19 protein-coding genes and 1 other annotated feature are annotated in these 20,798 nt (G+C 46.3%); of the genes, 1 reads left to right on the forward strand and 18 read right to left on the reverse strand.

All coding sequences use genetic code 11. The features are described 5' to 3' along the window. Positions 1–848: 848 nt before the first annotated feature. The 3 genes from MKZ16_RS24270 to lspA all read right to left on the reverse strand — a co-directional run bounded on the left by MKZ16_RS24270 (position 849) and on the right by lspA (position 3,784). Positions 849–2,102, reverse strand: a complete 1,254-nt coding sequence (locus MKZ16_RS24270) for an LL-diaminopimelate aminotransferase (protein WP_076103788.1) — start codon at positions 2,100–2,102, stop codon at positions 849–851. A 205-nt stretch (positions 2,103–2,307) separates the two neighbouring features. Continuing rightward, a complete protein-coding gene (locus tag MKZ16_RS24275) occupies positions 2,308–3,279 on the reverse strand; it encodes an RluA family pseudouridine synthase (RefSeq protein WP_038572843.1) in 972 nt (323 codons plus the stop codon). Then, the gene (lspA, locus tag MKZ16_RS24280; protein WP_036683603.1) at positions 3,272–3,784 is read right to left on the reverse strand and encodes a signal peptidase II; all 513 of its coding nucleotides are present in this window, start codon (positions 3,782–3,784) and stop codon (positions 3,272–3,274) included. Before lspA ends, MKZ16_RS24275 begins: the two co-directional genes overlap by 8 nt. Before the next feature lie 246 nt (positions 3,785–4,030). Here lspA and MKZ16_RS24285 point away from each other — a divergent pair, with 246 nt between their 5' ends. Next, entirely contained in the window at positions 4,031–4,753 is a 723-nt protein-coding gene (locus MKZ16_RS24285; protein ID WP_036683605.1) for a TraR/DksA C4-type zinc finger protein, read from the forward strand. 92 nt (positions 4,754–4,845) lie between these two features. Here MKZ16_RS24285 and MKZ16_RS24290 read toward each other — a convergent pair whose 3' ends face one another. The 15 genes from MKZ16_RS24290 to MKZ16_RS24360 form a co-directional block, all read right to left on the reverse strand. Further along, positions 4,846–5,142 carry a DUF5665 domain-containing protein gene (locus MKZ16_RS24290; RefSeq protein WP_051491300.1) on the reverse strand — a complete coding sequence of 99 codons (297 nt, stop codon included), beginning with the start codon at positions 5,140–5,142 and terminating at the stop codon, positions 4,846–4,848. A gap of 329 nt (positions 5,143–5,471) precedes the next feature. After that, the gene (ileS, locus tag MKZ16_RS24295) at positions 5,472–8,564 is read right to left on the reverse strand and encodes an isoleucine--tRNA ligase (protein ID WP_036683608.1); all 3,093 of its coding nucleotides are present in this window, start codon (positions 8,562–8,564) and stop codon (positions 5,472–5,474) included. 907 nt (positions 8,565–9,471) lie between these two features. Next, positions 9,472–9,746 (reverse strand) — a binding site (T-box leader). Between the two features lie 185 nt (positions 9,747–9,931). Beyond that, positions 9,932–10,444 (reverse strand): DivIVA domain-containing protein, encoded by a 513-nt coding sequence (locus MKZ16_RS24300; RefSeq protein WP_051491297.1) that lies wholly within the window; start codon positions 10,442–10,444, stop codon positions 9,932–9,934. Positions 10,445–10,671: 227 nt separating this feature from the next. After that, a complete protein-coding gene (locus MKZ16_RS24305; RefSeq protein ID WP_038572849.1) occupies positions 10,672–11,454 on the reverse strand; it encodes a YlmH/Sll1252 family protein in 783 nt (260 codons plus the stop codon). 9 nt (positions 11,455–11,463) lie between these two features. Beyond that, a complete protein-coding gene (locus MKZ16_RS24310; protein ID WP_036683616.1) occupies positions 11,464–11,730 on the reverse strand; it encodes a YggT family protein in 267 nt (88 codons plus the stop codon). A 7-nt stretch (positions 11,731–11,737) separates the two neighbouring features. Next, complete coding sequence (sepF, locus tag MKZ16_RS24315; RefSeq protein ID WP_036683619.1) at positions 11,738–12,178, reverse strand: cell division protein SepF; 441 nt, start codon at positions 12,176–12,178, stop codon at positions 11,738–11,740. Positions 12,179–12,189: 11 nt separating this feature from the next. Continuing rightward, positions 12,190–12,876 (reverse strand): YggS family pyridoxal phosphate-dependent enzyme, encoded by a 687-nt coding sequence (locus MKZ16_RS24320; protein WP_038572851.1) that lies wholly within the window; start codon positions 12,874–12,876, stop codon positions 12,190–12,192. A 3-nt stretch (positions 12,877–12,879) separates the two neighbouring features. Further along, on the reverse strand, positions 12,880–13,737 hold the full coding sequence (pgeF, locus tag MKZ16_RS24325; RefSeq protein ID WP_076103786.1) for a peptidoglycan editing factor PgeF: 858 nt from the start codon (positions 13,735–13,737) through the stop codon (positions 12,880–12,882). A 104-nt stretch (positions 13,738–13,841) separates the two neighbouring features. Continuing rightward, the gene (locus tag MKZ16_RS24330; protein ID WP_036683628.1) at positions 13,842–14,186 is read right to left on the reverse strand and encodes a YlmC/YmxH family sporulation protein; all 345 of its coding nucleotides are present in this window, start codon (positions 14,184–14,186) and stop codon (positions 13,842–13,844) included. 130 nt (positions 14,187–14,316) lie between these two features. Next, a complete protein-coding gene (gene sigG / locus MKZ16_RS24335; protein WP_036683631.1) occupies positions 14,317–15,099 on the reverse strand; it encodes an RNA polymerase sporulation sigma factor SigG in 783 nt (260 codons plus the stop codon). Between the two features lie 78 nt (positions 15,100–15,177). Then, a complete protein-coding gene (gene sigE / locus MKZ16_RS24340) occupies positions 15,178–15,900 on the reverse strand; it encodes an RNA polymerase sporulation sigma factor SigE (RefSeq protein WP_036683937.1) in 723 nt (240 codons plus the stop codon). A 92-nt stretch (positions 15,901–15,992) separates the two neighbouring features. After that, positions 15,993–16,940, reverse strand: a complete 948-nt coding sequence (gene spoIIGA / locus MKZ16_RS24345; RefSeq protein ID WP_036683940.1) for a sigma-E processing peptidase SpoIIGA — start codon at positions 16,938–16,940, stop codon at positions 15,993–15,995. A 269-nt stretch (positions 16,941–17,209) separates the two neighbouring features. Next, a complete protein-coding gene (ftsZ, locus tag MKZ16_RS24350; protein ID WP_036683633.1) occupies positions 17,210–18,331 on the reverse strand; it encodes a cell division protein FtsZ in 1,122 nt (373 codons plus the stop codon). A 61-nt stretch (positions 18,332–18,392) separates the two neighbouring features. Further along, on the reverse strand, positions 18,393–19,655 hold the full coding sequence (ftsA, locus tag MKZ16_RS24355; protein ID WP_036683637.1) for a cell division protein FtsA: 1,263 nt from the start codon (positions 19,653–19,655) through the stop codon (positions 18,393–18,395). A gap of 343 nt (positions 19,656–19,998) precedes the next feature. Further along, positions 19,999–20,754, reverse strand: coding sequence for an FtsQ-type POTRA domain-containing protein (locus tag MKZ16_RS24360; RefSeq protein WP_076098550.1), 756 nt, complete (start codon positions 20,752–20,754; stop codon positions 19,999–20,001). Between the last annotated feature and the right edge of the window lie 44 nt (positions 20,755–20,798).

Genomic DNA, 20,798 nt, shown 5'->3' on the forward strand with positions numbered 1-20,798 from the left:
CCGTATTTACACACGGATACCTTTCTAAGAGTCGCGAACCTCGATTCACGTTACCTTGCCAGCCTCACAGGACTGAATTAAAGGCGCTATTCATTTAACAAGAATTATGACAGAACAACCCCCTCATGTCAACTTTCTCTGCCTAAACTTTTGCACTTCTCTTCCTTACTTCTATTAACAACAAGGGGAAAGCGGTACTCAGTATATCTGCATAAAAAACGAGGCTGAACCCAAATAGCCGTTTCATGGCTTTTGGGACAACCTCGTTTATGTTCTTAACACTACTTGATGTCCAAATGGTTCAAGAGGCGCACCTAGTAATGCTGAAAATGATGCAATTGGTGAGGTTCTTATATAGTAATTAGGGAATTTCTCCCTGAAAGTCAGTGATTTCTGTTCATCAGACTTGTAATTAGGGAAAACTTCCCTAATTGTTGGCCGATTCAGTGATTAATATAGAAAACCCCTGATTATTAGGGAGTTTTTCCCTGATTTCGTAAATTCAGAGCGAATATCGGCTAATTTCAGGGAGTTTTTCCCTAATTAGTTTATAACCCACTCTTTACTTCACACAAACACAGAACGCATATAGCTCACCACACAAGTCCGCCACACAAGTCCACTGCACAAATTCCACCGTCACAGCTACCACAAATCATCTACTGCAAGCTGTACGAAAATCACACACAGCATTGATCCACCACCCACCCCAATAGTACAGAACACGACACGTGGCATATAGTCATAAGGCACAGCAACATCCACATTTCCTATTCAATAAAAAAGAAGCTGCCCCCAAGTAGAATTCACTACTTTTCGGACAGCCTCATTAATTTCAATAACAATGCTTAAAACTCAAATTCCACATCGCTAAGACGTCTTTGAATTTCAGAGATGACACGTCTCTCTTCCTCTTCACCTTTAGCAATAAAGGTAACGGAGAAACGAACAAATGGACCTGCATCATCCCAAGGCACAGTGGAGATCAGCTTCTCACGAATCAGGAATTGGGAGAAATCCTCACCGGATTCAAAGCGACGGCCGCCTTTGATTCCCTTAGGTGCAGCGACATACAGGAAGAAGGAACCTTTTGGCTTCTCAGCCTTAAAGCCAAGGCTGTTCAGTGCATCAACCAGCAGGTTGTGACGACGGGAGTATTTATCCGCAATCGCTTCAGTAATCTCCGGATGAGCAAGACCATAAGCCGCTGCTTTTTGAATCGCGATAAATTGGCCGGAATCGTTATTATCCTTCACATCGCTGAAAGCTTTAACCACTAGCGGATTACCAGCCACAAAACCAATTCTCCAACCCGTCATATTGTAAGACTTAGAAAGAGAATGCAGCTCTACACCCACATCCTTTGCACCTGGAACGGAGAGGAAGCTAAGTGGCTTCAAACCGTCATAGGTCAAGGCAGCATAAGGTGCGTCATGGATAACCACTACATCGTATTTTTTCGCCCATGCAACGACCTCAGCAAAAAACTCAGGAGTGGCACTAGCGCCCGTTGGATTGTTTGGATAGTTTAGATAAAGAAGCTTAGCTTTACGAGCAATGTCTTCCGGAATTTCGTTCAAATCTGGAAGGAATTTGTTCTCCTTCTTCAGCTCCACTGTAAATACTTGTCCACCCAAATATTTAGTATGTGTACCCAAGACTGGATAACCCGGCACGGTCATAATCGTGATATCACCTGGATTGATAAAACAAGATGGCAACATAGCCAGCGCAGGCTTCGATCCGATGGAGTGAACTACTTCCGTGTCTGGATCAATACCTTTCACCCGGAAAACTTCCCGCAAATATTCAGCAGCAGCAGTCTTGAATTCGGCAATTCCGTTGTCCGCATATCCGCGGTTTTCTTCCTTCGCTGCTTCTTCAGCAAGCTTAGCTACGATACCCGCATCCGCCATCTCATCCGGCTCGCCTACGCCCATATCAATTAGTTCAATGTTAGGAAAATCCTGTTTTGCGGATGCTTTAGCACGTTTGATTTTCTCGAATTTATAAATCGAAGTGTCTTTGCCATAATTGGCACCGCCGATGCGGTCTGCAAAATTAGTCTGAATGAAGCTATCTTGGTATTGTTCAATACTCATACTGTCATCTCATCTCCTGAATATCTATTCTACTTTTAAAAGAAACGGCTTCGCCGTCCCTTGGATGGCGTATGTTTCCGGATATCCGTTTCATTATAAAAATAAGGATAAAGAATAAGGCATTACCCTTTCTTTATCCTTATGTTTTTAAATATGCCGTAAAGTAGTGTTCAATACCATAGACTAATTATCACTTCATTTGTACTTATCTGCTGCGTAGTGTGAACAGGACTTCTTCCATGTCCTCCGGAATAGGTCTGCTGAATTCTTTATATTCACCTGTGGTAGGATGAATAAATCCGAGCACCGCCGCATGCAACGCTTGTCCATTCATCGTAGTGCCCTTGCTGCGTCCATATATCGGATCACCTACAAGTGGATGGCCAATGAACTTCATATGTACCCTGATCTGATGCGTGCGGCCAGTCTCCAGCTGCAGCTCCAGCAGTGTACAATCTCCGAAGCGTTCCATTACTGTAAAATGGGTCACGGATTTTTTGCTGTTCTTTTCGGTTACTGTGTATAGCTTGCGATCATGTGGATCTCTGCCAATCGGTGCGTCAACAGTGCCCTTATCATGCGACAAGTTGCCGTGTACGACTGCAATATATCGGCGCGTAACACTATGCTCTTTAAGCTGTGCGGCAAGTGAGGCATGACTGGCATCATTCTTAGCCACCATGATAAGACCAGAGGTATCCTTATCGATCCGATGTACAATACCTGGACGAATCTCACCGTTAATGCCGGACAGATCCTTACAGTGATACATCAGCGCATTTACTAAGGTGCCTGACGGATGTCCCGCAGCTGGGTGCACAACCATGCCCCGGGGTTTATTAATCACAATGACATCGCTGTCTTCATATACAACTTCAAGAGGAATGTTCTCCGCGATCAAATCCGTTACTTCTGCTTCAGGGACAACAACGCTAACCACGTCGCCTTCCGATAGCTTATAGTTGGCTTTCACTGGCTTGCCATTAACCGTAACGTTACCGCCGCTGATCCACAGCTGCACCTGAGAACGGGAAATTTCTTCTTCCCATGATTCCGTAATATATTTATCGATTCGCTCCCGCGCGTTCTCTGCCGAAACGGTCCATTCCGTGACGTCCCTCTCTTCTTCGCTCGTAGATGCCGCTTGGTGATTGACGTCTTTATTCAAATCATTCATTCCCTTCTCTTACTTCCTTTGCTTCTTTTACTTCTTTTATTTCTGTAATTTCTTCGCCGTTTTTAAGGTCACGAAAAGAATCCAGAAGAATCAATCCAACCCCAATGACGATACAAGAATCCGCCACATTAAAAATCGGGAAGCTATAGCTCCCAAAATTGAACAGAAGGAAATCAACAACCTCACCATTGATTATCCGGTCCAGGAAGTTACCGATAGCTCCACCCAGTACAAGCCCTAGGGCAACAGATAACAGCTTCCGCGAGTGTCTAGTCTTGTTCAAATACCAAACGATACCACTAACCACTACAACCGTAACTAGAAAGAAGAACCATTGCTGACCTTCGAGAATCCCAAAAGCAGCCCCGCGATTGCGATGAGAGGTAATCAGGAAAAAATCTCCGATAACAGAAATCTGTTCTCCGATCTCCAGACGTGTAGCAATGAGATACTTTGTCCCTTGATCCACCAAAAATACAATAAGAGCAATCAAATAGTACACCACAGAAGTTGTCACTCCGTTCTTATTTTTCCCGCTAAATGCGGTACGAATACTGTTTAAAGACTTGTATATTGTAGCACAGCCCTTAAAGAATCGTCTATTGCGGGACATCCGCTAAGTTCAATCTTGGGGACTATTTTCCAGCGGTAAAATCCCTGCTCTCCGGTCAACCTAACAGAAGAACCATCCGGTGTTATCCGGCAAGTCGGAATGATTCTTATAAAAGGTACAGAAAGGAGCTTTCTCATTATGACGCACCTGACAGTACAGCAGCTCTCAGAGCTACGTGCACGATTGGAAAAAGATCGGGATACGATTCAGCGCAGGCTTCAGAATAATGAGCATTACGGCTTAGATGAATCCATGCGGGATGGTTCCGGAGAACTTTCCGAGAATGACAACCATCCAGGAGATGCAGCCACCGATTTGTATAATCGCTCCATGGACATTTCACTGTTAGAACGGGACGAGCATGAGCTGGACGATATTGAAGCTGCTTTATCCGCTATGGATAATGGCACTTATGGGATATGCAAGGCTAGTGGTGAGCCGATCCCTTTTGAACGTTTATCTGCCATCCCTTCCACACTTTATTGTAAAGAGCACAACCCGCGGCAAAACGCACCTTTCACTCGTCCAGTGGAAGAGGAGCTGTTATCTCCACCTTTTGGACGCACCAGTCTGGATGAGCGCGACGATCAAAACGGTTTTGACGGCGAGGATGCCTGGCAGATTGTTGAAAGCTGGGGTACCTCGAATTCTCCCGCCATGGCGGAGGGCAACAATATTGATTCTTATAATGATATGGAGATTGAAGCCGATGAGCTAGAAGGCTGCGTAGAGCCTTGGGAGAACTTTATCGCCACAGATATCACGGGCAACAATCTGATTGTAGTGCCGGGACGGAGCTACCAGCGTTATTTGGACAGTGACGAGGCAACCCATAGTCTTGATCCTCTCGAGGAAGACTAAACACAGATGTCCCATACACAAAATCATTTAAACGGCGTACTGTTCCAGTTTTAAGGAATGGTTCGCTGTTTTTAATCTTAACGTTTCGATGGCTATTTGAACTCTAGCTGACGCTGTACAATCCGCACAATATCCGCAATATAATCCCCAATGATCGGTAGATTGAGCGCGCCTAGTCCCTGAAGGATATAAATAATCGTTGCCGCAAAAAAAGTAAAACCCAGTGCAATCCCAACTCCCCGAGCTGCTCCAAATAAAATATTTCTCCAAATCAACCGCCAAGGTGAATATAGTAGATCCGTATATTGATAAATTCGGGATTTTTCCAAAATATGAGCCCACTCAAAGGTCAATCGGTACATCGTATTCATTTTTTCTTCCAGCGGAATATCCTCGGGATTACGCGGATCTGCTGTTAGATACTCAGGATTAACTTCAGGAAAAGCCTTATTCTCCTTTTCCTTGTCTGGGTTATTCTTATTGCCGGATGTCTTAATGGAGATTCTCCTCTTGTTTCCCTCCACAGCTACGGCTCCTCTCATATGTCTTTCCTTCGCTACAAAGTAAACGAGCCCGGCCAAAGAGAATTCATCTCCTTAAGCTCGGGACTCGTTAGTTTTGCGCCGAAATATAAAGACTATATTTCCCGCATAAACGGAAGATCTCCGTTTACACTTATGCCGCTAGTATATGCTGTTTTGGGACAGGTAATGCAGAATTATGCTTCGATATGGATACCGATTGATTTATCACCGACTTCTACCGTCTCAAAAGCATGTTCTCCATCAAAATCAACCGTAGTCACAAGTACATTGTCTCGCAGTACATTGTCAAATGCTGTAACAGCTGCTTTTAGCTCATCGTCTAACTTCAAAGTGAGTGCGATCCGTTTCTCGATCGGCAGATCCAGACGTTTACGGTAATCTTGAACCGCACGAATAATCTCACGAACCCAGCCTTCTTGTTCAAGCTCAGGCGTGATTTCGGTATTGAGCGCAACCGTAACTCCATATCCGGAAGCTGCGGCGAAACCTGCTTTGGCTTGTTTTTCAACAAGCAGCTCTTCAGAAGTGATTACAAGCTCTTCACCTTCAGGTGTCGCAATCGCGATTGAGCCGTCTTGCACCGCTTTACGGGTAGAGTCACTATCCATAGCTTTCAGAAAGCCTTGCAGGAAGCCTACGTTTTTACCGTATTTTTTACCGGCAACCTTAAGATTCAGCTTGAGTGTGAAATCAACAAATCCGCTGTCACTGTTCTCCAGCACGATGTTCTTGATGTTGATCTCGTCTTTGATGATCTCTTCATACTCAGACAAATGGAAGTCACGGTTCATCGAAACGATCAGCTCGGACAGCGGTTGACGATTCTTAATGCCTGTTTCGTTACGTACGTTACGCGCCAGCTCAACGATCTGTCTTGCACTTTCCATATCCTCTTCCAGCTCTTTATCGATCAAGTTCTCGTCAGCAACCGGGTAGTCTGCCAAATGCACACTTTCTCCGCCGCCAAGGTTCGTGAAGATATCTTCGGACAACATCGGTGTAAATGGAGCCATCAAAGTCGCTGTCGCCAAAAGCACATGAGTCAACGTACGGTAAGCATCCAATTTATCTTCACCTAGACCACTACCCCAGAAGCGGTCACGGGAACGACGGATATACCAGTTGCTCAGCTCATCCACAAAGTTCTCAATCGCTCTAGACGTATTTACGAAGTCATTTACCGCAAGTCCTTTATCCACCAAAAGAATCAAGCTGTTCAGACGGGACAGGATCCAGCGGTCCAACTTATGTTTTGATACCTTAAAAGGATGATCGGCTGGGTCGTATCCATCGATGCCCGCATAAAGCGTTAAGAAGGCATGTGTATTCACCAGCGTATCCACTACTTTAGATTTTGTCTCACCTACAAGACCACGCGAGAAACGTTTATTATTCCACGGTGCACTGTCGGACAAAATAGCCCAACGGAATGCATCCGTGCCGTAATCGTTCATGATTTCCCAAGGATCAATAACATTGCCTTTGGATTTGGACATTTTTTGACCATTCTCATCGAGGATATGACCGTGAGCGATAACTGCTTTATATGGAGCTTTACCCTTAAACAAGGTGGATACTGCAAGCAAGCTGTAGAACCATCCGCGGGTCTGGTCGATCCCTTCACAGATCATATCTGCCGGGTACTGATCATTCAGCTTATCCTCGTTCTCAAATGGATAATGGCTTTGTGCAAAAGGCATCGAGCCACTGTCGAACCATACGTCGATCACTTCCGATGTGCGAACCATCTCTGCACCTTCGCTAAACGGACTGCGCAGCTTGATCTTATCCACGAAAGGTTTATGCAGCTCGATATCTTCCGGAACATCACCAATCGCCATCGCTCTTAGCTCTTCAATGCTGTGTGGTGCAAACTCTTTGCCCGTTTCTTGACATACCCAGACATTGAGGGGTGTACCCCAATAACGGTTACGGCTGATATTCCAGTCAACCAGTTCATCCAAGAACTTCCCGAAACGACCTTCACGTACATGCTCAGGGTACCAAGCCACACTGTTGTTGTTAGCAATCAGCTGATCTTTGATCGCTGTAGTGTTGATGAACCAGCTGTCTGTTGCGTAATACAAAAGTGGTGTATCACAACGCCAGCAGAACGGATAGCTGTGCTCGTATTTTTCTTTACCGTAAAGCAATCCTTTTTCAGACAAAACCTTAATGATATCCAGATCGCAATCCTTAACAAAACGTCCCGCAAAATCAGAAACTACATCCGTATACTTACCGGAATTATCAACCACATTTACGAAGCTGATGCCATTCTCACGGCAAGTCTTGTAGTCATCTTCACCATGTGCTGGTGCCATGTGTACGATCCCTGTACCACTGGAATCTGTAACGAAAGAAGCACCTACGATAACATTGCTTTTCTCTGCCTTAATATATCCGAATGGAGGTGCGTAAGTTTTACCGATAAACTCGGAACCTTTATGTGTAGAAAGGACTGTGTGCTCGCCTTTCATTACTTCTTCGACCAAGTTTTTAGCAACGATGTACACACCATCTTCTTGTTGCACACGTACATAATCCATGTCCGGATTCATAGCTAGCGCCATATGGGCTGGCAAGGTCCAAGGTGTTGTCGTCCAAGCCAATACGTAGTCTCCGCTGTCATCCAGCTTGAACTTCGCAGTTGCACTGAGATCCTTAACGGTTTTGTAGCCTTGAGCAACTTCATGTGAGCTTAGTGTAGTCTGGCAGCTCGGGCAATACGGGCTAACACGGTGTCCGCGGTAAAGCAACCCGTTCTCATGCACTGTAGCCAAGATGTTCCATACACTTTCGATATAGGTGTTATCCAAGGTTACGTAAGGATTATCTAAATCCGTCCAGTATCCGATTGCTTCTGTAAATTCACGCCATTGCTTCTCATAACCGAAGACGCTGTCTTTACATTCCTGGATGAATTTTTCTACGCCATATTCCTCAATCTCTTGTTTACCGGAGATGCCAAGCTTCTTTTGTACGCCTAGTTCTACTGGCAGACCGTGTGTATCCCAGCCGGCTTTACGTACTACGCGGTAACCTTTCATTGTCTGGTAACGACCGATGAAATCCTTGATTACCCGTCCCAGCACGTGTCCGATATGCGGCGCACCGTTTGCTGTTGGCGGACCTTCATAGAATACATAGTTTGGACGTCCCTCACGGTTCTCCATGGACTTGCGGAACGTATTCTCTTCGTTCCATTTCTTCAATATGCGGACATCTCTTGCCCGCGCCTTTTCTCTGACATCTACTTTTTGCATGTGATGGTCAATCCTTTCATGGATTAGTCTATAAAGCTCTTTTCGATCCTTGGGCGATCCTGGCAGCAGCTGCCACTTCTTTGCCCTGGCACCCGAGCCGCGTTCCCGTAGGGCAGCAATCGCTCGGGGGCTTCGGCGGCATTGCGCAGCAACCGCCCCTTCTTTCCGGGCACCCGAGCCGCGATCCCGTTAGGGCAGCAATCGCTCGGGGTGCCAATGAGCGACCTTGCGCAGCTGGTCGCGCACCGCTCTTGCCCTGGCACCCGAGCCGCGATCCCGTTAGGGCAGCAATCGCTCGGGGCGCCAATGAGCGACCTTGCGCAGCTGGTCGCGCACCGCTCTTGCCCTGGCTCTCGAGCCGCGATCCCGTAGGGCAGCAATCGCTCGGGGCGCCAATGAGTGACCTTGCGCAGCTGGCCGCTCACCGCTCTTGCCCTGGCACCCGAGCCGCGATCCCGTTAGGGCAGCAATTGCTCGGGGCGCCAATGAGCGACCTTGCGCAGCTGGTCGCACACCGCTCTTGCCCTGGCTCCCGAGCCGCGATCCCGCAGGGCAGCAATCGCTCGGGGGCTTCGGCGGCATTGCGCAGCAACCGCCCCTTCTTTCCGGGCACCCGAGCCGCGATCCCGTTAGGGCAGCAATCGCTCGGGGCGCCATTTCGCGACCTTGCGCAGCTGGTCGCGCACCGCTCTTGCCGTTAAGGCCCCGCAGGCGAACCCGCCAGGGGAGCCTAAGAAGGGCCGCTCGTTCAGCCACATGAGTCCGTTTGTTTCCACCACCGTACCTATTTGCACGAGGCTTTACTTTGCGGGTGTCCAGAGGGCGGCAGCCCTTGGGGTCCCCCTTAGAAAGGGGGATTTAGGGGGATGGCCGCCCCGGAACAACAAAATAAGCGTCATCCCACCCCCAAAGGGGCGAGACGACGCTCGCGATACCACCCTAATTCTGCGCATGAGCACATCCTTAAGGGGAGTGTATTCAGCACAATCTCAGTCCTGCGCGTAAATCTTGTGCACAGGTCCGGTGTAACGTCCGGCAGACGGTTAAGCTTACGCACGATCAACGCTTCAGCTTAACTTCTAGGGGAAGATCTTCCGGCAGGGCTCGAACAATCGGCTCTCAGCAATCGCCGACTCTCTGGAGAACGTTACCTTGTCGTACTTGTCCCGTCATCGAATACATATAAACATTATACAGATATGTTCTATTTATAGACTTTTTGAATCTAAATGTCAACAGCCATTCGCCCAATCTAGCTATTAAGGACGTTCTTGCGCATGGAGTTCACTTTATTATGGTCTATTTTATCGGAAAATAAAAATAGAGGGAATAGCTCCCTCTATTTAGCCAATTATCGTCTGAAACCTTTAGATGCGATGAAGAACATCATCCTTGAAGGCTACGTTCTCGCTCGCCTCACGACTCTCTAAGGCATTCCAGTCATCCTGTGATAACAGCTCCAGCTGAGCTTCCACTAATGTCCGGAAACGAGTGCGATAGATCGAAGCTTGCTTACGCAATTCTTCAGTCTCAATAGCAACCTTACGGGATTTGGATAACGCTTCGTTAATAATCCGATCGGCGTTTTTCTCCGCTTCCTTGATAATGAGCTGGGATTCCTTCTTGGAGTTGTTCTTCACATCATCCGCCGCTTCCTGAGCGACTAAGATCGTCTTCGATAAACTTTCTTCAATATTCACAAAATGATCCAGACGCTCTTGAATAGACAAAAGCTGATTCTGCAGTTCCTTGTTCTCACGGATGACGCTTTCGTAATCCTTGATCACTTGATCTAGAAATTCGTTGACCTCGTCCTCATCATAACCGCGAAGTCTCCGAGAAAACTCCTTGTTATGTATATCGAGCGGTGTTAATGGCATGCTGTGCACCTCCTAGAAATTTCGGACCTTCTTTATCTCTAAATCGCAACTAAGCGGCAGACAAAGAAGAAAGACTGTACTTCAAGTAAAGGCAGAAGGTGTTTCTGTGTTCCGCCTGCCATTTATGGTCCGCCTCTTCTTTAAAGTATCGGCGTCCAGCTTTAAAAATGTTTGATTCCCTCGAAATAATCAATTTCGACAAGTAAGACCGTATTCCTGCAAGGGATTCACACAAATTTACCAATCTGAACACGGTATCGGCCCTTTTTCGTCAAACTGCCGACCTCTAGCACCTTGAAGCGACCGAAGCCTTGAATAGATACCATGTCACCATCCTTAAGACTGCAGGATGGGTCTTCCTCCACTTTCCAGTTTACCCGAACGCGTCCAGCCTTGATGGGAGCAAGAATTTTGCTTCGGCTAAGCCGTGTTACATCTGCGGCAATGCCATCCAATCGCAGGGACGCTACAGTCAAATCCATCACTTCCAGCTTAACCTCACTATTACGCAAGGCGGAAAGGGGTAATACTTCCGTACTTACCTGTATCCGGTGCACTCCAGTTAAATTCATAGCTAAATAATCTGCAATATCAGCAGCGACTACAACATGACAACCATCGTCCAGAACATGAATATCACCGATTTTGCCTCGTTTAACGCCCAGCCCCAGAATAGAACCCATGTAGTCCCCGTGCTCCAAGGCCAGAAACTTCTGCTCCCCTGAGGTTATCGCAAGCACCTTCAGCTCCATGTCTTCCTGATCCAGATCACGATAATCAGGGGCGACAAGCGCTCGCTTCCGCTCTGCCTCAGCATGTCCACCCTCCCATTTAACAATCACGTCAGGATGGCGGTTAACTAAAGTTTGCAGAATAAAACCTTGGCGGGGATCGAGAAATTCAGTTAATTTAGTCTCATGATATTCTCCAGCGTTGGTAACCCATTCAAAGGCCTTGTCCACAAATTGACGTTCATCGGGATGAAAATGCCCGTAAACTTCGTTCTTCATCACAGATGCCTAAAAAATCAAATGCAGGATAGATTTAAGTCCGCCTGCTGCGAATTCCAAGACAAGTAATGCAATGATTGGAGAGATATCAAGTGTACCGAAGAGCGGTGGAATAAACCGTCTGAAAGGTGTTAAATACGGCTCTACGAGTTTGCTTAGCAGTTCTCCAATGAAGTTATCACGAACGTTGGGTAACCAGGACATTAGCACATAGAAAATAATCATGTAAAAATAAATATTAAACAAAATATCGATAATGTAATCAATTTGAAGCAAAGCCCATTCACCTCATTCTGTTATAGTCTTGATCGTCACCTAGGATTTCTGTAATGGAGCCTTGAATTTCAACAGTATCTGGAGTGCACATAAATATATTGCCCCCAATTTTAGAGATTCCTCCCCCAAGGGCATAAACAGTTCCACTGAGAAAATCAATAATTCTCATTGCTTGATCATTGCGAACACGCTGCAGGTTAATTACTACCGTCCGATGCGAACGGAGATGATCAGCAATCTCCTGTGCCTCATCATATGAACGTGGTTCATATAATACAACCTTGACATTTTTTTGCGAATGGATACTGACAACGTTGCCCCTTTGATTTTTGCGGGTTTCTACAGGGGCCGGCTCATACTCATCCTCTTCGTGGATTTGCTCCCGCTCCACAACTTCCTCTTCCTCCTGCAAGCCCAAAAAACTCATAAATCGGTTCATAACGCTCATCACGATCCCTCCTAATGGCCTACTAACACCGTACCCAGGCGTACCCAGGTAGCTCCTTCCTGTATCGCCACTTCAAAATCATTCGACATTCCCATGGACAGCTCCGTAATCGGCTCAGGTGTCAAAGCAAGTTGATTAAGCTCATCGCGCAGCTCACGAAGTCCGCGAAATACAGGACGGGTAAGCTCTGGATCACCTTCTAAAGGTGCCATCGTCATAAGTCCAATTACCTTAACGCGGTCCAAACTAGCGATTTCACGTAAAAATCCAGGTACTGCCTCAGGTGACAGACCGAACTTCGTATCTTCGCCAGAGATATTCACTTGAAGAAACACATTCACTTCCTGATCGGCGGCAAGCGCCTTTTTGTGTAATTCTTGCGCCAGAGACATCCGGTCCAAAGAGTGTATATATTGAAATTTTCCAATAACGTCTTTAACCTTATTGGTTTGCAAATGCCCGATAAAATGCCATGTCCCTTTGTCCCCTAAAACCTTCCATTTGTGCTCAGCATCCTGCCAGCGACTCTCGGCAATATGCTCTAGTCCTGCCTCCAATACGGAGGATACCATTTCCAGAGAAACATATTTCGTCACTGCAATTACCTTGACGTCATTACGATCCCGGCCGCTTGCCGCGCAGGCACGTGCTACACGTTCCTCTACCTCAGCAATTCTCTCCTGCAGTGTTAAAGACAACTTTCAACTCTCCTTTATTCCGATCCAGCTCGTCATTCTGCCTGTAATACCGTTTTCTTTGCGATATGAAAAAAACAAATCACGATTACAGCTTGTACACCATGTTGTACATTCGATATGAGTCGGCAATATTCCTGCTTTTATCATAATGCGTCGATTCATTTCTTTCAAGTTTAGCAAGTATTTACTCTGATCAGTCTCTGAGGCTCTGTAAAGCTCCACAGCATCGAAAGTTTCTATACCCTCATTCAAGCTGCCCTCCAACTGGCGAACATGCTCCATCACATAATCATCCACCTCATAACAGCAGTCGCCAATGGATGGACCGATCGCTGCCACAATATCATGTGGATTGCTGCCGTATACCGTTTGCAGCTTATTCACCATGGCTGCGGCAATCTGAGCCACCGTCCCTTTCCAGCCTGCATGCGCAAGACCGACGACTCTACGCACGGGATCATAAAAATAAAGGGGCACACAATCCGCATAAAAAGAAGTCAACAAAACCCCGGGCACATCCGTCAGCAGACCGTCCGTGGCTTGAAATGCCGATGCTCTGTCCTGTTGTCCCCGCCCACGGTCTACTTCCCTTACCACAGCTATCTCTGCCCCATGGGTTTGTTCTCCACAGGTCCATGCTTCCGGTTTGAAATCAAGAGCTTCGACAAGCGCTCTCCGATTGCTCAGGACAGCTTCAGGAGCATCCCCAACGTGAAACGCACAATTCAGGCTGTCATAGGGCGCCTTGCTAGCCCCTCCCTGTCTACCAGTAAACCCCGCTGTAATTTCGTTATGCTCCACTCGCCACGGCTCCAGATGGAGCAGCATAAGCATTTCTTTCCCCTGCACAAACGGTTCCATTTCCTCACCTCCGCCTTAGTGTACCACATGTAAATACCCGTACAAAGTGACGCTTAAGCCAGATCGCCTAAATTCTTAAATAAAAAAACAAAAAACGCACCTAATTAATAAGTGCGCCGTTCGCTGCGATCTCCCCGCTCCAGATACATCGTTTCCCGCTCTTCCTGTCCCGGAGACATCCGTGACTCTTCAATCTTCACGAGCACTACATCGGACCCGATCTTGACTATATTCCGCCATGGAATAATCAGATCTGTCCCGCCTCCGAACAATCCCATAAACCGAGTGTATCCGGGTATAACGATGGCATCTATGACACCACGGCGCAAATCAAGCTCCAGATCACTAATCTGCCCCAGCCGCTTGCCATCTACAATGTTGATAACATCCTTCGTCTGAAAATCAGAGATTTTCATTTTTTTGGCAGACCCTTGATAATCCTCGTTCATCTCACCACCCCTGTACAATCCGACCTATAGTCCAATATATGATACGGAAGCTTGTCTACATTCATTAAAAAGAGGAGATCGCCCAAAATCCTTAACCCGGATTCTGGAATATCTCCTCATGGCTACTGCTCTAAGATTTCACGTGTTTTTGCATTTGCTGAATCGCAGATTTCTCCAAACGTGAGACCTGTGCCTGTGAAATGCCAATCTCGTCTGCGACCTCCATCTGTGTTTTCCCTTCGAAAAACCGCATGGATAAAATTCGTTTCTCCCTTTGTCCTAACTTACGCATCGCTTCACGTAATGCAATTTCTTCGATCCACGACACATCCTTATTCTTATCGTCGCTAATCTGGTCCATTACATAAATAGGATCGCCGCCGTCATGATAGATCGGCTCGAATAAGGACACTGGATCCTGAATGGCATCAAGAGCAAATACAACATCTTCCTTCGGCACACCCAGCGCTTCTGATATTTCGAATATCGTCGGTTCCCGCGAGTTCTGATTGGTCAGACTATCACGTACCTGGAGCGCCTTGTAGGCGATATCTCTGAGAGAACGTGATACCCGAATCGGGTTGTTATCACGCAGGTAACGCCGAATCTCACCGATAATCATCGGAACTGCATATGTGGAGAATTTAACGTTTTGTGATAAATCGAAATTATCAATGGCTTTCATCAGACCGATGCAACCCACCTGGAACAAATCGTCAACAAATTCTCCCCTATTATTGAACCTCTGGATAACGCTTAGAACAAGTCTAAGATTACCGTTTACCAATTTCTCTCTGGCGGATCGCTCGCCCTGCTGCTGCAGCGAAGTGAACAGTTGCCGCATTTCCACATTCGTTAGAACAGGCAGCTTAGCAGTATCCACACCGCAAATCTCGACTTTATTACGGGTCATGATGATTTACCTCCCAAGGAGAAACATTACTGTACATTATCTCCCGGGCTCGCCATTTTATTCCTTGCTAATTTCACCTTACACCATCTTGTTAAACTCCTTGCGCAGCCGCTTGATAATTCTTTTCTCCAGCCGCGAAATATAAGATTGGGAGATGCCAAGCAGATCGGCCACATCTTTTTGTGTCTTTTCTTCGCCTCCGCGCAGGCCAAATCTCAGCTCCATAATGAGTCTTTCCCGGTCACTCAGCTTTTCCAGTGCCTTTTGCAGCAGCTTGCGATCAACCTGTTCTTCTATGTTCCGATAAATGGTATCATTTTCCGTTCCTAATACGTCAGAAAGCAATAATTCATTGCCATCCCAATCAATATTAAGCGGCTCATCAAAAGAAACCTCACTCCGTGTCTTGCTGTTCCGCCGCAGATACATCAAGATTTCATTCTCTATGCAGCGGGATGCATAAGTAGCCAGTTTTATTTTTTTCTCAGGATCAAAAGTGTTCACAGCCTTAATTAAGCCAATAGCGCCAATCGAAACCAGATCCTCGATATTGATGCCGGTATTCTCAAATTTACGAGCGATATATACTACCAAGCGAAGATTGCGCTCAATCAACATCGCACGAACAGCTGCATCGCCGCTAGACAGCCGCTGAAGCAGATATTCTTCTTCTTCCCGTGTCAGCGGTGGAGGAAGTGCCTCACTCCCGCCAATATAATAGATTTCCTGACTCTTCAGCCCTAGTAGAAACAGCATGCGGTAATATTGCAGCTGCAGAGCAATTTTCCATTTGACCATTATTTGTTCCTCCTCCAAGAAGTGCACGGTTCGCGTGTGAAGCTTTCAAATCCCGCTTTCAGCCATCAGAAGTTTGGTTCAGCTAGCTTTAAAGATTAGGAAGGCAGTGCTGCATCAATAGCGCTCTCTTTTTGAGTCAAATCAGGATGTATTACAGCCCGATAGGCTCCATCCCCCGACAATGTCCCACCATCCAGCCCGATCAAGACTCTTTTACAATAAAAGATATCTTCACCAAGCTTTATCGTCACCTGATCAGGCTTCAGTGCAAGCATAAATGATGCCCCCCGGTTAACTCCCCTGTAAGGCACCAGTCGCATCCTGTCCTGCCAAGCAAACGACTGCCCGTCCGTTTCTAGTAAAAGTTTGTCCGCTCCGTCCTGAGTGAGTCTACCTTTCCATGTTTCAGGCAGATGTCCCTCCCAGAGCGAAGATTCCATAACCATCACCGGTATGCGGGTCAAAGGATCACAAAGCCGGTTACCTGTGTCTAGCAGGCCGGGACAGGAAACAGTCACTCCATCAATTTCTACTACCACCTCACCGATATAGGTTTCAAGCTGCTCCCTTCTGATTCGTGAGGAGTGCACTGCCTTGAAGCAGATTAACACCAGGGGAAATACTGCAATTACAAACCAAAAACCAATCTTTAGGCGGTAAGCATGCCCTCCTGAAGCAGTGAACATAATACCATTCCAAATATCACCGGAGCTCTGCAGCAAATAGTGAATACCTACAATCCCACCAGCAGCTGCGAAGTTGATAATATAAAAAGCTCCCATAGTGCGAAGGTAGCTTTGCAGACTCCCAAAACCAAAGGCAATCCATAGCATAACCACCGACAATCCAAACTTAATGAGGAAGGTATACATGAAAGACAACTCCGGCACAAACATCATCACCACATAGAGCGCACCAACCAGAGCTGAGAGGACTAGCCGCCACCATGATATCCTCAGCTTGACCATCCAGCCTGTCAGCCACAATAGAATTCCGTCGATCACTAGATTGGCGGCGAATATCAAGTCAATATAAACAACCAGTGCATTCACCTGCCTACTATGGCGGAATCTATCCTGTAGCCAAAATGGATCAGGCTCTGTTTTTTGGACGATATGATTAGTATAAAAAGTCTCGCTTTCAAAGTCTGTCTAAACTTGGGGGGCATTCTTGAGGTTTTTTTGTCGAGTTATAGCGTGGGAGGGTTTTATTCCTTCTGAACAGCATTTCACATAAAAAAAGCACCGCAGTACCCTAGCTCTATTAGCTGGATAATACGGTGCTTTCATATCTTCTTGATAAAAATATTTAACTAGTCGTTGTTGCTACGATTACGGTTACGCAGGAACGTCGGAATATCCAACTGATCTGACGTGTTCTGATTCCCGAACGGACGCAGATTAGCAGCGTTCTTATCCGGTGCTGCCGCTGGCTCGTTATTCGTCGAGACCGGACGACGTCCTGGAGCTTCAGGCGATGGTTTATGTTCAAAGCCAGTAGCAATTACTGTTACTTTGATATCATCCTTCAGGCCTTCATCAATTATCGCACCAAAGATCATATTCACTTCAGGATCAGAGGCGGATGTAACGATCTCAGCCGCTTCATTGACTTCGTATAGGGAGAGGTTAGATCCTCCCGTAATATTCATGATTACGCCGCGGGCGCCTTCAATAGACGTTTCCAAGAGTGGGCTCATGATGGCTTTACGTGCTGCTTCAGACGCACGGTTCTCACCATTTGCTATACCAATTCCCATAAGCGCTGAACCGCGCTCTGTCATGATCGTCTTTACATCCGCAAAGTCAAGGTTAATCAGACCAGGAACCTTAATTAGGTCAGAGATACCTTGAACAGCCTGCCGGAGAACATTATCTGCTTCACGGAAAGCTTCCAACATCGGTGTTTTCTTATCAACGATCTCAAGCAAACGGTCATTTGGAATGACAATTAGCGTGTCGACTTTTTCTTTCAAAGCTTCGATTCCAAGCATTGCCTGGTTATAACGTTTTCTTCCTTCAAAAGTGAACGGGCGAGTAACTACACCCACAGTCAGGGCTCCACATTCTCTAGCAATTTCAGCTATAACTGGCGCCGCCCCTGTACCTGTACCGCCACCCATTCCTGCAGTAACAAATACCATATCTGCACCTTTAAGGGTATTCGAAATCAGATCACGGGATTCCTCCGCTGCTTTCTTACCGACTTCAGGGTTGGCGCCTGCACCCAAACCGCGGGTCAGCTTGTCCCCAATCTGCAGCTTGTGCTCCGATTTGGCCATATGCAACGCTTGGGCGTCTGTATTAACCGTAATAAATTCTACACCCTGAACGCCGTTTTCAATCATCCGGTTGACAGCATTACTACCTCCGCCGCCCACGCCGATGACTTTTATTTGCGCCAAGCTCTCCATTTCAAAATCAAATTCTAACATATTGTTCCATCTCCCCCTCAATGTGCTTGGATGGCCGGTCCAAGTATATCTGGACTTACACTTATATAAACTCGCTAAACATATTTTTTAGACGCTCCACAAATCCGGGCTTCTGAACAGTTTCCTGACTCGGAGTGGCGTTCTGCTTGCTCCGGTTGACCGTCTTTTTGTTGCTGCTTCCACCACTGTTTCTTGCTCGGAAACTACGGACAACATTATGCAGAATACCGACACCGCCGGTAAACCCAGGGTCCCGTACACCGATATAATCCGGCACGGCGATGCGTACAGATGCAGCCAGCTCGGTCTGAGCAGCCTTCAATACACCCGGCATCGAGACAGTCCCACCTGTAAGTATATAACCTCCAGGCAGTTCACTGTAACCAAGCCGTTTAACTTCTTGACGAATCAGGTGGAATATTTCTTGCACCCTTGGCTCGATAATTGCCGCCAGATCCTCTTGGTTAAATTCCTTCTCCACATTACTGCCAATGCGCAATACCTTGAAGACAACGTCTGAGGCTGCATCGTCAATCCATGCGCAACCATATTTAAGTTTTACCTTCTCCGCTTGATCAGTAAGCGTCCGAAGTCCGTAGGCAATATCATTGGTTACGAATTCTCCTCCGATCGGAATCGTGGAGGTTGCACTAAGAGAACCCTCTTCGTATATGGCTATTGTTGTTGAGCCCGCACCAATATCAACCAGAACAGATCCCATCGATTTCTCGTCCTTGGACAGCGCCAATCCACCAGCTCCAAGAGACATCAGCACAAGATCCTTTACCTTCAGCCCTGATTTCTCAACACAGCGTAGTAGATTATGTATTGGCGTCTTAGCACCCGTAATGATTGTTGCCTCAACTTCCAGACGAACACCGATCATTCCGCGCGGGTCTTGAATTCCTTCAAGACCATCGACGATAAATTGTTTGGGAACAACATCAATCACTTCACGCTCCGGAGGCATAGCAATGACTTCCGCAGCTTTAATTACGCGATCGATATCATCATCGCCGATTTCACGATCCTCATTCTGAACGGCCACAACACCGTGGCTGGATTGCAGGCCAATATGATTACCGGAAATGCCTACATAAACCTCTGATATTTGAATACCCACCATCTGCTCTGCATGATCTATAGCACTTTTGATCGATTGCACAGTTTGGTCGATATCTACAATCGCGCCTTTACGTATTCCTTCCGAATCAGCAGATCCAACGCCAATAATATTAAAGGTTCCATTGGTAACTTCCCCAATTATTGCCCGAACTTTGGATGTACCGATGTCCAAACTAACAATGATGTCATTGTTGCTCAAGTCCTATGGCACCTCCTGTTATAATCATAATTAATTGCATTACCTTATCCCGGTCCCGGGAAACTTCTCTGTACATATTCAACATACCTAATCCTTTCCCTCTTTTTTCTACAAATTTTTTGAACGGAATAATATTCCAACATCCCCAAATGTGAATAGTTACTCATATGTTATTGTAAAAATAGCAATTATCACAGGAAATATCGGCCTAATTGGTCATTTCAACCAAATATAGTACTATATCTCAAAAAAATCGAAGAAAAAAGAGGGATATAGCTTCTTGCCCGTAACTCCGATTGTAGCATTTTTTTAACTCTATTAGTAGGGACTATTTACCTCCCCACTACTCTTGCGCAACATCTTCTTCATCGCTTTCCACCTGAAAAGGAACATATGAATCGGCTTCTAGCATTTTAATGAGTCCAGGCTGTTCAGTCTCTATAATCTGATTCAAATAGGACACCTTGCTCTTTAGCAAAGAGATGGCTGTAATCACCTCAAAACGGGATCTAGTATAGAGCTTGATCCGGTCTGGAAAAGACAAGGTTGGCGAGGGAACAATCTCAGAGATATCACTTGTCAATTCATTAGGAATGCTTGCTAATGCTTGACATAGCTTAGCCTTATTCGGATCATCCGGGTCCCAGTTCGTTAATATAGGTTTCTCAACAGCAATTCCAGTCTCATTAACAGGCACTGCAGCTCCACTGGACAGAATCGCCTTTAAGAGGCCTCCCTGTTCCAGTTCATAAGCTACCGCAGGGAATTCCTCAATCTTTACTGTGATCACCCCGGGGAAATCCTTCTGCACGCTGACGTCTTTAATCGTCTTAAGCTTCAGCAGAGATTCTTCCACAGCTTTAGTTGATACAGCAAAGAATTGCCCACCTATTTTAATTCCACTTTGTGAGAGTAACTCTTCACTAGTAGAATACTTGCTACCTTGAAAATCTATCACTGTAATATGGCTAATAGACGATCTGAAAAAAATCACAGCAAGAAGCGCAGTGAACAGCAGCAGCAGGATCGCCGTAATCTTACGGCTCATTTTTTTCTTAGGCTTGTCCTCTTTAAGTAGAGGTAATCGGGTTGTAGTCATTCTCATATCTCCGTAATAAGGCCCTGTCTCCTTCTCTGAGAGAT

Source organism: Paenibacillus sp. FSL R5-0928, assembly GCF_037970385.1.
GTDB classification, from domain to species: domain Bacteria; phylum Bacillota; class Bacilli; order Paenibacillales; family Paenibacillaceae; genus Paenibacillus_AQ; species Paenibacillus_AQ odorifer.

Excerpts from the sequence above, each read along its gene's own strand:
- MKZ16_RS24275 (WP_038572843.1), bottom strand. The coding sequence starts at position 3,279 with ATGAATGATTTGAATAAAGACGTCAATCACCAAGCGGCATCTACGAGC.
- ftsZ (WP_036683633.1), bottom strand. The coding sequence starts at position 18,331 with ATGTTAGAATTTGATTTTGAAATGGAGAGCTTGGCGCAAATAAAAGTC.
- MKZ16_RS24330 (WP_036683628.1), bottom strand. The coding sequence starts at position 14,186 with ATGAACGAGGATTATCAAGGGTCTGCCAAAAAAATGAAAATCTCTGAT.
- MKZ16_RS24300 (WP_051491297.1), bottom strand. The coding sequence starts at position 10,444 with ATGCCATTAACACCGCTCGATATACATAACAAGGAGTTTTCTCGGAGA.
- ileS (WP_036683608.1), bottom strand. The coding sequence starts at position 8,564 with ATGCAAAAAGTAGATGTCAGAGAAAAGGCGCGGGCAAGAGATGTCCGC.
- MKZ16_RS24305 (WP_038572849.1), bottom strand. The coding sequence starts at position 11,454 with ATGAAGAACGAAGTTTACGGGCATTTTCATCCCGATGAACGTCAATTT.
- pgeF (WP_076103786.1), bottom strand. The coding sequence starts at position 13,737 with ATGGAACCGTTTGTGCAGGGGAAAGAAATGCTTATGCTGCTCCATCTG.
- MKZ16_RS24285 (WP_036683605.1), top strand. The coding sequence starts at position 4,031 with ATGACGCACCTGACAGTACAGCAGCTCTCAGAGCTACGTGCACGATTG.
- MKZ16_RS24270 (WP_076103788.1), bottom strand. The coding sequence starts at position 2,102 with ATGAGTATTGAACAATACCAAGATAGCTTCATTCAGACTAATTTTGCA.
- MKZ16_RS24360 (WP_076098550.1), bottom strand. The coding sequence starts at position 20,754 with ATGACTACAACCCGATTACCTCTACTTAAAGAGGACAAGCCTAAGAAA.
- sigG (WP_036683631.1), bottom strand. The coding sequence starts at position 15,099 with ATGACCCGTAATAAAGTCGAGATTTGCGGTGTGGATACTGCTAAGCTG.
- sepF (WP_036683619.1), bottom strand. The coding sequence starts at position 12,178 with ATGAGCGTTATGAACCGATTTATGAGTTTTTTGGGCTTGCAGGAGGAA.